The 13,343-nt window shown below is 41.3% G+C and carries 12 protein-coding genes; 9 read left to right on the top strand and 3 right to left on the bottom strand.

The genetic code is table 11. The annotated features are described in order from the left end of the window. Positions 1-40: 40 nt before the first annotated feature. The 4 genes from AC1MCB_RS06025 (at position 41) to AC1MCB_RS06010 (ending at position 6,055) form a co-directional block, all read left to right on the top strand. The gene (locus tag AC1MCB_RS06025) at positions 41-2,476 is read left to right on the top strand and encodes a TonB-dependent receptor (RefSeq protein ID WP_479967839.1); all 2,436 of its coding nucleotides are present in this window, start codon (positions 41-43) and stop codon (positions 2,474-2,476) included. 82 nt (positions 2,477-2,558) lie between these two features. After that, on the top strand, positions 2,559-3,626 hold the full coding sequence (serC, locus tag AC1MCB_RS06020) for a 3-phosphoserine/phosphohydroxythreonine transaminase (RefSeq protein ID WP_479967838.1): 1,068 nt from the start codon (positions 2,559-2,561) through the stop codon (positions 3,624-3,626). A 164-nt stretch (positions 3,627-3,790) separates the two neighbouring features. Beyond that, a complete protein-coding gene (locus AC1MCB_RS06015) occupies positions 3,791-4,744 on the top strand; it encodes a D-2-hydroxyacid dehydrogenase (RefSeq protein WP_479967837.1) in 954 nt (317 codons plus the stop codon). Between the two features lie 75 nt (positions 4,745-4,819). Continuing rightward, on the top strand, positions 4,820-6,055 hold the full coding sequence (locus AC1MCB_RS06010) for a DUF1015 domain-containing protein (protein ID WP_479967836.1): 1,236 nt from the start codon (positions 4,820-4,822) through the stop codon (positions 6,053-6,055). Between the two features lie 11 nt (positions 6,056-6,066). Here AC1MCB_RS06010 and AC1MCB_RS06005 read toward each other — a convergent pair whose 3' ends face one another. Beyond that, the gene (locus tag AC1MCB_RS06005; RefSeq protein ID WP_479967835.1) at positions 6,067-7,458 is read right to left on the bottom strand and encodes an MBL fold metallo-hydrolase; all 1,392 of its coding nucleotides are present in this window, start codon (positions 7,456-7,458) and stop codon (positions 6,067-6,069) included. 123 nt (positions 7,459-7,581) lie between these two features. Beyond that, positions 7,582-9,429, bottom strand: coding sequence for an ABC transporter ATP-binding protein (locus AC1MCB_RS06000; RefSeq protein WP_479967834.1), 1,848 nt, complete (start codon positions 9,427-9,429; stop codon positions 7,582-7,584). Positions 9,430-9,640: 211 nt separating this feature from the next. Between AC1MCB_RS06000 and AC1MCB_RS05995 the strand changes: the two genes are divergently transcribed. Continuing rightward, positions 9,641-10,543 carry a histone deacetylase family protein gene (locus tag AC1MCB_RS05995; protein ID WP_479967833.1) on the top strand — a complete coding sequence of 301 codons (903 nt, stop codon included), beginning with the start codon at positions 9,641-9,643 and terminating at the stop codon, positions 10,541-10,543. 60 nt (positions 10,544-10,603) lie between these two features. Here the strand turns inward: AC1MCB_RS05995 and AC1MCB_RS05990 are convergent, their stop codons facing one another. Continuing rightward, a complete protein-coding gene (locus AC1MCB_RS05990; RefSeq protein WP_479967832.1) occupies positions 10,604-10,831 on the bottom strand; it encodes a CDGSH iron-sulfur domain-containing protein in 228 nt (75 codons plus the stop codon). Positions 10,832-10,961: 130 nt separating this feature from the next. Here AC1MCB_RS05990 and AC1MCB_RS05985 point away from each other — a divergent pair, with 130 nt between their 5' ends. From AC1MCB_RS05985 to AC1MCB_RS05970, 4 genes are all read left to right on the top strand, one after another. Beyond that, the gene (locus AC1MCB_RS05985; RefSeq protein WP_479967831.1) at positions 10,962-11,363 is read left to right on the top strand and encodes a hypothetical protein; all 402 of its coding nucleotides are present in this window, start codon (positions 10,962-10,964) and stop codon (positions 11,361-11,363) included. Between the two features lie 92 nt (positions 11,364-11,455). Then, positions 11,456-11,590: a hypothetical protein gene (locus AC1MCB_RS05980; RefSeq protein WP_479967830.1), complete on the top strand. Its 135-nt coding sequence runs from the start codon at positions 11,456-11,458 to the stop codon at positions 11,588-11,590. A 104-nt stretch (positions 11,591-11,694) separates the two neighbouring features. After that, positions 11,695-12,087, top strand: coding sequence for a GreA/GreB family elongation factor (locus AC1MCB_RS05975; protein ID WP_479967829.1), 393 nt, complete (start codon positions 11,695-11,697; stop codon positions 12,085-12,087). A 46-nt stretch (positions 12,088-12,133) separates the two neighbouring features. Next, entirely contained in the window at positions 12,134-13,156 is a 1,023-nt protein-coding gene (locus AC1MCB_RS05970; RefSeq protein WP_479967828.1) for a rod shape-determining protein, read from the top strand. Positions 13,157-13,343: the final 187 nt, after the last annotated feature.

Here is a 13,343-nt window from a genome sequence, read left to right as displayed (position 1 = left end):
TTTTACATTTATTACTCTGTATGAACATAAGCCCTTTTTAGTGAGATATTTTCTGGTCGCAGTACTTACAGTTTTAGCTAATTTTGCAATAGCCCAAAATAACTTCCCTTTAACCGGGCACGTTTATAGTGATAAATCAGAACCCCTTGCCGGTGTATCTATTCGTATTCAAGGCACCCCAATAGTCACACAAACTGACGAGCGGGGATTTTACAGCTTGCTTGTTCCTGGGTCAAGAGCAATAATACATGTCAGTCGCGTGGGATACAAAACTGTATCGCTCGAGATAGGCTTAATTACAGGAAAACCCAACAAACAGGACATCAAATTAAGTCCCGACCTAAGAACTTTGGATGAAGTGCAGGTTAGCGGCAACAGGCAGAATAACAAAAATACGCTTGGAATCAATGCTGGCGTGTTACAGTCCCTGCCTTCCGTGTCAGGGAATTTTGAATCGATCTTGAAAACCCTTCCTGGCGTCTCATCTAATAATGAATTGAGCTCCCAATACTCTGTTCGTGGAGGTAACTTCGACGAGAATCTGGTGTATGTAAACGACGTTGAAATCTATCGTCCCTTGCTGATCAGGAACGGGCAGCAGGAGGGGTTGAGCTTTATCAATCCCGAACTTGCCGGACAAGTTAAGTTTTCAGCAGGAGGCTTTGAAGCACGATATGGTGATAAGCTATCGTCCGTTCTTGATGTAAAGTATTTGCGTCCCGATAGCAACAGCATCACTGCAAGCCTGGGCTTACTCGGTAATTCGGTTACCCTCAAACTTCCGTATAAACGGAATTACTTGCTTGCCGGCATCAGGTTGAAGGACAATAGGTCCGTACTAAATACCCAGGATATAAAGGGCAGCTATCAACCTCAATTTTCTGATTACCAGGTTGTTTATGCGGGAGATCTAAATAATAAGATCAGCTATTCTGTAATGGGAAACTACAACCTGAGTAGCTTCTCGCTAGAACCCGAAAGCAGGGAAACGAAGTTTGGAACATTCAATGAAGTGCTCCGACTACAGGTCGATTATCAAGGCAAAGAGGCCGACCGGTATGAAACGTTAATGGGTGCATTTTCAATGGTCTATGCCCCCACAGCCACTCTCAACTTCAAATGGATAACCTCGGCATTCAGAATTACAGAACAAGAGCGCTTTGATATTGAAGGCCGGTATATTTTCGATGAAATTGAAACGGATATCGGGAATCCTGCCTTTGGAACAGTCAGAGCAAATAGGGGTATCGGTTCTAACCTCGATTATGCACGTAACAAATTAAAAGCAGGAATTTACAGTACCGAAATAAAAGCTTATCGTCAACTTCGCCGGTCATTCTGGGAATCGGGCATCCGATTCCAGGTTGATGATATCGACGACCAGCTTAATGAATACCAGGTTATCGACTCTGCAGGTTACATTCTTCCAGTGAATCAGGATGCTTTACTACTTACCAATGTGGTGTTCGCAAGCAACCAGCTAGTCACCAGGCGACTTAGCGGCTTTCTGCAGAATTCAATGGAGCTCAATCCCTGGTTAACTCTCTCAGCAGGCCTACGGGCTAATTATAGTTCATTTACCAGGGAAGTATTAATCAGCCCAAGGATCACTCTTGCATATCAGCCTCAAACTAAGAATGACCTGCTTCTGAGGCTTTCTGGGGGTGCATACCATCAACAGCCTTTTTACAGGGAGTTCAGGAATTTAAACGGATCTATTAATCATGCTGTTAAGGCCCAACGCTCATGGCACTTTTTAGGAGCTGCTGATTATAGTTTTCCGGCACTGGGTACTGAACTAAAATTCAGTACAGAACTGTACTACAAACATTTAAGCAATCTGACGCCGTATAAGATTGAAAATCTTCGAATCAGATATCTTGCTGATCAGCAATCAGAGGGATATGCTACCGGGGCTGATTTCAACCTTAGCGGTCAGTTTGTACATAATCTTGAGTCTTCATTTCGTTTATCATTTATGAAAACGGCTGAAGATATTGAGGGAGACTTCTTTTATGACAAGGATGCCGGAGGAAATCAGGTAAAGGTGGAGCCGGGATATTTAAAACGGCCATCTGATCAGCGGGTAAATGCTTCGATCTTTTTTCAGGATAGACTTCTGAACAGCCCATCTAATAAAGTGCATCTAACGTTGTTATACGGGGCTGCTTTGCCAATTGGTCCACCGGCGACAGCGCGATATCGGGATGTTTTTAAGATTCCAGCCTACAAAAGAGTTGATATCGGTTTTTCAAAAGATTTTATTGAGCGGAAAAATAAGACTAAACTAACTTTTTTAGACCACTATTTTGAATCGCTGATAGCCTATGCTGAAATATTCAATTTGCTGGACATCAACAACACTGTATCCTACCTTTGGATAAAAGATGTGAACAATAACCAGTATGCGGTTCCCAATTATTTAACATCAAGACAATTCAATTTTCGTATTATTGCCAAAATAAAGAGCAATTGATTATTTCAACAAAAATGAAGTTTCCAACACTTTCAATGTGTAAATAATAATCTCCTAATTTTGACGCTATAAAAATAAGATCATGAAATATAACTTCGGTGCAGGTCCCTGCATCTTACCCAATGAAGTCTTTAAACAAGCTGCTCAAGCTGTCATCGAGTTTAACCCAACTGGTTTATCAATCTTAGAAATTTCACATCGTACTCCTGAATTCGAAGCGGTGGTTGATGAAACCGTACGCTTAGTTAAAGAACTATTGAATGTGCCTGAGGGATATTCAGTACTGCTATTGCAGGGCGGTGCAAGTTTGCAGTTTGCGATGGTTCCTATGAATTTACTTGGAGAAAACCAAAGCGCTGCTTATCTGGATACCGGAGTTTGGGCTACTAAAGCAATTAAAGAGGCTAAATTGATCGGCAATGTGAATGTTGTGGCTTCCTCTAAAGATAAGAATTACACATTTATCCCAAAGGATTTCCAGATTCCTGAAGACTCTGCATATTTCCACTGTACATCAAACAACACTATCTACGGTACTGAGTTGATGAACTTTCCCAAAACATCTGTACCTGTAGTGTGTGACATGTCATCAGATATCTTAAGCCGGAAAATTAACGTCACAGATTTTGACCTGATCTATGCAGGCGCACAAAAGAATATGGGTCCAGCAGGTGTAACCCTGGTCATAGTAAAAGATGAGATCCTTGGAAAAATTGACAGAAAGATCCCTTCTATGCTTGATTATAAAGTGCAGATTGATGGGGGATCAATGTATAATACACCGCCCGTATTCGCTATTTATGTATCTATGCTTAACCTTCGCTGGTTAAAAGCAAAAGGTGGTGTTGAGGAAATTGAACGTGAAAATATTAACAAGGCAGAGTCACTCTACCGTGAAATTGATCGGAATCCGCTTTTCAAAGGTACTTGCAAAGTAGAAGACCGGTCCCGTATGAATGTTTGTTTTGTAATGGAGAATCGTGAGCTTGAAAAACCATTCTTAAAATTTACAGAGGAACGCGGTATTGTTGGCTTAAAGGGCCACCGCAGTGTTGGTGGTTTTCGTGCGTCAATGTACAATGCCTTACCAATAACCAGCGTTCATGTTCTGATAGACGCGATGCAGGATTTTGAACAAAAACACAAGTAGGGATGGATAAACGAAGAGGGAGCAAAGAGCAAGGAGAAAATGACGAATAACTAAAAAGTTTGCCTCGTTGTCCCTTACTCTTTAGCCTTTGTTCTTAAATCTTTGTTCTTTACTCTTAGTTCTTTAATCTTTACTCTTTTTTCTTTACTCATAAAAACAATCATATGTTACGTATACTGGCCAATGATGGCATTGATCCGATAGGAAAAAAACTACTTGAAGAAGCAGGCTTTGAAGTTGACACCAATCACATTCCTCAAGCCGACCTTGCAGAAGGCCTGAAAGCATACGATGCAATTACTGTTCGAAGCGCCACGAAAGTACGGAAGGAATTAATTGACGCTTGTCCGAATATCCGGTTAATTGGCCGGGGAGGAGTAGGTATGGATAACATAGATGTGGATTATGCCCGCTCTAAAGGATTGGCTGTGGTTAATACACCCGCCTCGTCTTCGCTTTCGGTAGGAGAACTGGTGTTCGCTCATTTATTTAACGGTATCCGTTTTCTATATGACTCCAATAGAAGAATGCCTGTTGAAGGTGATTCAAAATTCAATGATCTAAAGAAAGCTTACGCAAAGGGAATAGAGCTTCACGGTAAGAAGATCGGTATTATCGGATTTGGCCGTATTGGTCGCGAAACGGCAAAAATCGCATTAGGGTTAGGTATGGAAGTTTTGGCTTTCGATTTATTTGAAGTGCCTTCCCACCTGGAACTGGCGCTTGCCGGCAATATTAAAGTTTCCTGTCCGGTTCAAACCGTAACTATGGATGAACTTTTGCGGAACTCTGATTTTATTAGTTTACACGTGCCATACGCAGAGAAACCAGTATTAGGTGAAGAGGAATTTGCAATAATGAAAGATGGTGTAGGAGTCGTTAATTGTTCACGTGGTGGCACTCTCGATGAGGATGCTTTGCTAACTGCTTTGAACTCAGGGAAAGTAGGTTTTGCTGGTTTAGATGTATTCGATAATGAACCAACACCGAGAACGGAAATTCTAACCCACCAGCGAATATCCCTTACCCCACACATCGGTGCATCAACCAATGAAGCTCAGGAAAGAATCGGTACGGAACTTGCAAACCTTATCATTGATTTTTTTAAAACTAAATAGTAGTAAGTAACATTGAGCTTAGTTTAGATTTTTAGAAAAGCTCTATAAGGAAGTTATGATAGTTTCAGGTAATGCATGCCCAGAATAAAGCCATTTAAAGGAATTCGGCCCAATCCTGAATTTGTAAACAGGGTTGTGCTCGAATTAGAAAATCTCAATCTGGAAACAGCTAAAGCTATCAGAGAAGAGAACCCTTATTCATATGTGAATATGTTGGTTCCAAAAGTAGACAACAAGTTTTTGCGGGGTTCTAAACGTGAGCTGGCTTACAAAAAGATCACCGAGAACTTTGAAGACTTTTTAGAGGATAAGATCCTGATTCGCGATATTAAACCCGCGCATTATATCTATCGCATCGAGCATAGAGGCATTACTCAAACAGGAATCTGGACCTGCACATCTATAGATGATTATCTTAATAATACCGTAAAAAAGCATGAGCTCACGCGTCCTGACCGTGAAAACGCGCTGATAGATTATTTGCAGCAGACAGGAGTAGATGCAAATCCGGTGTTGATCACTTATCTTCAGGATGACCGGATTGATACGTTTATTCGGAAACGAACAACCGTTTTAGCTGACCTGGATTTTACAACAGAAGAGTCTCATCATCAACTTTGGAAAATCGATATGGAAGCTGAAGTTAACGAATTAACTAGTGCTTTCGCTAAATTATCGGATACGTATATTGCTGACGGACATCATCGGGCGGCTGCGGCCTCTCTGTTAGGAATAAAACGGCGGAGACTGAATCTTAAGCATAAGGGCGACGAAGAGTATAATTTCTTCACCTCAGTATATATGGCTGCAGGTCAGCTTGAAATATTTGAATTCCATCGTCTTGTAAAAGATACCGGACCCTATCTAAACGAGCAATTCTTATCGCAGCTGTCAGAAAATTTTGAAGTTAAACGATCTGAGATCCAAGTCAAGCCTACCCATCTGCATGAATTCGGAATGTATTTGGACAAGACCTGGTATTTCCTAACTCCATTACCACATACATACAACAACGAAAGCCCCACTGCAGAGTTGGATGTTACTATTCTGCAAGATTTCCTGCTTGAACCTATCCTTAAGATATCAGATCCCCGTACTGATTCAAGGATCTCTTTTTTGGGAGGAATGACCCCAATAAAGGAGTTAGTAGAAATGGTCGACAAAGGCGAGTTTGCTATAGCCTTCACCTTATTTCCGACTTCCATTAAACAACTGATCAAGGTTGCTGATGCGGGGGAGGTGATGCCACCAAAGTCAACCTGGTTTGAACCTAAATTTCAATCAGGATTAGTTATCCATGAGATCAATTAGGCACAGGGTAATTAATCTAGTAAATAAGTTTTACCTTTTTCTGCGATTTCAACCTGGAAGGTGTTATTAAAAAGAGCCTCCTGCAGACTTTCCATTGAAGAAACCTCGCCATGCACTAAGAATACCTTTTTCAATCTTCCATTCGGCTGTTGATTCACGAAATTTAGAAGGTCATCATGGTCGCCATGACCGCTAAAGAGATCAGTCTGTTTAATCGTAGCATAGACAGAAAGTTCACGGTGCCGGATAGTAACAATTGGATCGCCTCGTAGTAAACGATAACCTAGAGTGTTTTTAGAACAATATCCTATAAAAAAAATGGTGCAGTAATAATTCTGAATGTTATGGTAGAGGTGATCCTGTATACGTCCGCCTTCTAGCATTCCAGCTGAGGAGATAATGATACAGGGTTCGAAATAGTTGCTTATAGCCTTGCTAGCTTCCATATCCTGTATGTATTCCAAGTTATCAAATTCAAACTCATCACCCTCCTGATGATAGAACTCCTGTGCTTCCGCATTAACAAGGTGATGGTGCTTTCGAAAGATCTCGGTTGCATAAGTTGCCATAGGACTATCAACAAATACTTTCACCCGCGGCAGTAGGCCCTTGCTAAAAAGCCTGTTTAAGGAGTAGACGAGGGCTTGCGTACGTCCAACACTAAATGCGGGAATAATAAGCCGGCCCGGGGTCTTAATGCAAGCCTCATTGACTGTTTCAGTAAGCATTTCCTCGATCGTGTTCGTCGCCTTATGCTTCCTGCCTCCATATGTCGATTCTAATACCAGGTAATCAACAGAGGGCAGGTCCTCAGGATCGTTTAAAACCGGGTAATTTTTCCTTCCAATATCACCACTGAAAGCGATAGTTTTGGTTTGCCCGTTTCGAGAAATGGTTAGCACTGCCGATGCCGCTCCAAGCAAATGCCCCACCGGAATAAAGGTTAGAGAAGCGTCTCCATTTATTCTAAATGGCTTATTGAATCCAATGGTCACAAACCTGTCAACAGTTTCCATCACATGCTTATGCAAATATAAGGGCTTTGGACCTGATATATTCCCGCGCTTACCACGGCGTTGTTTTCGCTGTTTATTTAAGAAGATGTTCACCGAATCAAGCAGCAAAAGTTCAGTAAGATCGGCAGTGGGCGGCGTGCATAGAATCTGACCTGCAAAACCCATCCTTACTAAAGTTGGCAAATTGCCCGAATGGTCAATGTGGGCATGTGTCAGGATAACCACATCAATCTCTTCCGGAGAAAACGGAAACTGCTCATTCTTCTCCAACCATGTATCCCGTTCGTAATCAAGCCCGCAATCCACAAGGATCTTGTAGTTGTCCAGATCCAGCAGATGCATACTTCCGGTAACTTGTTGTGCAGCGCCCCAAACGGTAAGTTTCATTAAGAGAGATTTGAGTAGTGAGATGTAAGTACTGAGATATGAGTATTGAGATATGAGTATTGAGATGTCAGTACTTACATAGAAGTATTGAGACCTAGTTTCTTAATTGTGAATTAGTGGTTATTATACTTCAAACTGCAATCCGCTTAGATAGCGATAAAGTCCCTGATCTATCTGCAGTAATTCATCATGCGTACCACTTTCAATCACCTTTCCTTTTTCAAGGACAACAATTTTATCGGCTTCCCGAATGGTCGAGAGGCGATGGGCTATGATAATTGAAGTACGATTTTTCATTAATTCTTCCAGTGCTTCCTGAACCAAACGTTCAGATTCTGAATCAAGCGAAGAAGTAGCTTCATCAAGAATGAGGATCGCCGGATCCTTAAGTAATGCTCTCGCGATAGCGATACGTTGACGCTGCCCACCTGATAGTTTAACGCCACGTTCACCAACAAGCGTCTCATAGCCTTCAGGAAAGCCACTTATAAAGTCATGTGCATTAGCCCGCTGCGCAGCAGAGATCACCTCATCACGCGAGGCGGTTAATTTACCATAGGCTATATTTTCGTATATTGATCCGCCAAATAACAACACGTCCTGCGGAACTATTGCTACCTGGTTACGGATATCAGTCAGGGAAAACTCTTTGGAAGATTTACCGTCGAACAACAAACTGCCGGCCTGTGCATCATAAAAACGAAGGATCAAGCCGGCTATAGTTGATTTACCCGCACCACTTGGTCCCACGATCGCAACCTTTTCACCAGATTGGGCTTTAAACGAAACCCCATTTAATACAGTGATTTCACTGCGTGACGGATACGCAAATTCAATATTATTGAACTCCAGAGAGCCATTAATTTTATGACGGACTACATTGTCATCTTTATTAATGGAAATCGGCTCATTTGCCTCGGCTAATATCTCAAGTACCCGCTCACTAGCCCCGAAAGCCTTTTGCATTGTTGCGTACAACTCAGGAAAGCTACCCATTGCCGCACCCACAAAAGTGGAAAGCAGAATGAAGGTAACCATGCTGGCCATACTAATCTCGCCCGATTGTACCAGGTGAGCACCATACCAGACTACAGTAACAATGGTTCCTAACAGACAAAAGATTATAAACGATGCGAAAATACCACGGAACTTTGCGCCTCTCAGTGCGATAACAACTACCTCACGAATACTTTTGTTGTAACGGTACACCTCATAGGTCTCATTAACAAAAGCTTTAACGTTAGAAATTCCCTGTAAAGTTTCCTCAACTATTGTATTGGATTCAGCCAATTTATCCTGGGCCTGACGCGATAGCTTCCTGATAAAGCGACCAAAGATTACTGCTATAACCACAAATACCGGTAATACCGATAAAAGCATTAATGTAAGCTTTCCGGAAACCAATACCAGAAAAATAACGCCGCCAATAAAGGTGATTGTCTGCCTGATCATCTCAGCCAGAGTAGTGGTAATGGCATCCTGGATCTGTGAAAGATCCGCTGAAAGACGACTGTTTAACTCTCCAACCCGACGCTGGTTGAAGAAATTCATAGGCAAAGTGATCAGTTTAAAATAAGTGTCCCTGCGTATATCTGCAAGCCCCTTTTCAGCTACTTCAACAAACAATGTGATCCGGAAAAAAGAGAAAATAGCCTGGATAAATAAAACACCCAGTAAAGTAAGCGCAACAGTGTTCAGATCGCTGGGAAAATAATCGAGGATCTCCTGAGACATATCTCCGCCCTGCACAGGTGCAGTAGTGGTACCTATTAAACGGCCCATTAGCAATGGGAACAAGAAGAAACTAGCGCTCGAAAGAATCAGAAATATAAAGCCCAGGAAAAACTTCCACCTGTAAGGTTTTAAATAGCTAAGCAAACGAACCACCTGTTGAATACTTTCTTTATTTATTTTTGCTTTAGGTAGTTCTTCAGCTTGTGCGTTCCCGCTGTTTAATCTGGATCTTGCCATTAAATGGATTTGTAAGTGTCAGTTTTATGACGGCTGCAAAATTAGGTTTAATTTGATCATTGTTCCATATAGATACATCAGTTTTTAGTCAATTTATACCCTGGATCAAAACCTGTTTCGAGGTTATACATATCTTCGGGCATTTCAGCATAAAGTTGAACTTGGTTGATGTCCGATTTATACAACATCCTTAAAAGTATTTGTTATCCATTTGCTTAAAATAGCATACCATCCGCTCTACGTTCATCCTTTACCAGAGGGACATCGCTTTCCAATGCTTAAGTATGAGCTCATCCCCGGACAACTGCTTTATGAAGGTGTCATTACGGATGATAACCTTTGGCCGCCCGATATCATCGATGAGGAGTTCATTTTATCAACTCATGACACCAAGTATTGGGAACGGATGCGAGATCATAAACTTTCGGCAGCTGAGGAAAGGCGAATAGGTTTCAAATTATCTCCGATGCTCGTTGAGCGTGAAATGAGGATTGCACAGGGAACTATCGATACCAGTATTGCCGCATTTAATGCCGGTATTGGGTTTAACGTAGCAGGCGGAACCCATCATGCCGGCAGCAACTGGGGCGAGGGCTTCTGTTTATTAAATGATCAGGCTATTGCAGCGAACTATCTTCTGGATAAAAAACTGGCTACCCGTATTCTCATTGTGGATCTGGATGTACACCAGGGCAATGGTACAGCAGAGATTTTTAAAAATGAGAAAAGAGTATTTACGTTCTCAATGCATGGCCAGAAAAACTTTCCGTTCAGAAAAGAGGCCTCAGATCTGGATATTGGGCTTGACGACGGAATTGAAGACGAAGAATATCTAAACCTTCTTCGGGCGAACCTAACAAGCTCTTTTGAAAGCTTTAAGCCTGATTTTGTTTTTTACCTGGCTGGTGTGGATGTGTTAGCAACGGATAAATTAGGCAAACTTTCGCTAAGTACCGCTGCTTGCCAGGAACGTGACAAAGTTGTTTTTAATCTATGTCTGAACTATAATACTCCGGTACAGGTGAGCATGGGAGGAGGGTATTCACCACGGATTAACGATATAATTCAGGCGCATTGCAACACGTTTAAAACTGCTATTCAACTTTATTTTTAAGGGTTAACCAACTGGTATAATAAAAGCCAGTCAATAGATTATTGACCGGCTTTCTACATTTTACAATTGTTTTTTGGGAGGCAGGTTGAATGCGACAGCATCGTGTTCAAAATGTCCCTTGTGTGATCCGTCACAAAAAGGCTTATTTTCGGAAAGTCCGCATCTACAGATTGAAACCAAATCTCTGCCGGCAAGATCATATATATTGCCATTTTTATCTACTATCTCAAAGTCACCTTCAACTCGCAAAGAACCGTTATTGTTCACTGTAATTTTTGTATTTCCCATCTTCGTATTTATTTTCGCGCTAAAATAAGAACTACATTCGGGCTTTTCCTATTCAATACTAAAACGCAACATTTAAAATTTGCGACTATCGCGGGATAGCAGTACCCGTCAGTTCTAGCACACAATACACATGAAAGTTTCTAAAAGTAAATACCTATTAATTATTGTCGCAATAGCCGGATTGATCTGGATGATCAAAGATTCATTTACTCAACCAGGGGTTAAGGATTTGAAAGGAAACTTTACTGAAACGGCATTTTACCGAAATGAAAATAACACAGGGCCTGTGCTGCGTGTCTATTCCGTTAGGGTGTCAGACACATTATATAACGAGATGATCGCCTATGGAAATCTGATGCCGCATACCAAATACGGAACGACTACCGTTTACTTTTTCAGGAACACCTCACAAGTTCCGAGGGTATTGAAAGGGGATGAACCGCACTTTGATGAATCTTTAGAGCCAAATTGCATCGGCGTATACCAGAAGAATGGAATGAGTAAAGTGTCATTCTCCAAGACACTAAATTAGCAAATGGGTTAAATGCTGTCAGAAGCAAATCAATTTATTTAATTAATTTGCTTTCTAAAGTAAAAAAGACATTATTTGTAACAATGAGACCAATGCCCCGCATATTTAAAAAGCAGTTTCCTGATACTTTTGCCACCCGGGTGAAAGTGCAGGCGTCATGCTGTGCGCCGGTGCATTATTCCTTCGGCTATTCTTTTCAGAAGAGCAGCAAAGACTTCATTATATAAACCCCGACCTTTTCCTGGCACGGGGTCTCATACTCCCGGTTTTTGTTTATACAAATTAATTTGAACATCCTGTTCGAAATAGAAAACACTTAAAAATCAATCTCATGTCAAATGCATTATTAATTTCAAAAAGCGATTTCGATCTTCTACAATTACATTTAACCCGAAGTGGGAGCAATCTTTCAGATTTCAATAAAACCAAGTTAAAAGAAGAATTGAAATCGGCAAAAGTAGTTAAGGATAAAGATCTGCCCGAAGATGTTGCCTCTCTAAACTCAATTGTGGGGATAAAGAACATCGAAACAGGTCAAACCTTTAAATTTCAACTAGTCTTACCCGGCGAGGCAAATTTTAAACAGCAGAAAGTGTCTGTTTTTGCGCCAATCGGCGTGGCATTACTAGGTTATCCTATAGGCTCTGAGATCCAATGGGAGATGCCCGACGGATTAAAAACATTTGAAATAATTAGTTGCGAAACTCCTCAGAAAAAAAGCTGAGATTTGCCACTTCTTAAATCTCGAGCTAACACACACAAATTAATATATGGGCCTGTTTAATATTTTCACTAAAGAAGTAGCTATTGACCTTGGTACGGCCAACACCCTGATTATCCATAACGATAAAGTTATTGTTGACGAACCTTCAATTGTAGCCTTTGACAAAACCACAAATAAAGTAATCGCCATCGGAAGACAAGCCATGCAGATGGAAGGAAAAACTCACGACAACATTAGAACCGTGAGACCGTTGCAGGACGGCGTTATTGCCGATTTTAGCGCCGCCGAACATATGCTCCGCGGAATGATCAAGATGATCAATAAAGATAAGAGCTGGTTTTTTCCTTCTTTAAAAATGGTGATCTGTATTCCTTCGGGGATTACAGAGGTAGAGAAACGGGCTGTAAGAGATTCTGCAGAAATTGCAGGAGCAAAGGAGGTGTATCTGATTCCCGAGCCTATGGCTGCCGCTATAGGTATTGGAATTGATGTGGAAGAGCCAATGGGTAATATGATTATCGATATTGGTGGGGGGACTACTGAGATAGCCGTGATTGCCCTGTCCGGAATCGTTTCCGATCAATCTATCAGGGTAGCCGGAAATACCTTTGACTCTGACATCATCCATTATATCCGTCGTCAGCATAACATCATGATTGGAGACAGGACTGCCGAAAAGATCAAAGTGGAGGTAGGCTCTGCATTGCCAGAGCTCCAGGATCCGCCATCTGATGTTGCCGTTCATGGGCGTGACCTGATGACGGGTACACCAAAACAGATTACTGTTTCCTATACGGAGATTGCGCATTGCCTGGATAAATCCATTTCGAAAATAGAAGAAGCGATATTAAAGGCACTTGAAATAACTCCACCTGAACTTTCCGCGGATATTTATCAAACAGGAATCTACCTTACAGGCGGAGGTGCAATGCTTCGGGGATTAGATAAACGAATCTCGTCAAAAACAAAACTTCCAGTGCATATCGCTGATGATCCATTGCGTGCGGTAGTTCGGGGGACAGGCATTGCCTTAAAGAATATTGGAAACTTTACCTTTCTAATGAGATAACAACATTTTTTTGATTTATCATAAATGATCAGGGTATTCGCCTGATCATTTTTTTTGCATTAGATATTCAGATGACTGGAGAGTTTGCTTTAACTATGGAAATGTTACAAGTAATTATCAAATTTGTCAGTCAATTGGAACAATCATTAATAATTTTATAATTATTAACTCAGATTATAATTAAAAT

The sequence above is a fragment of the Daejeonella sp. AP26 genome (assembly GCF_056680515.1).
Note: the sequence above shows the minus strand (reverse complement) of the source record. Positions and strands in the feature narration are given on the sequence as shown.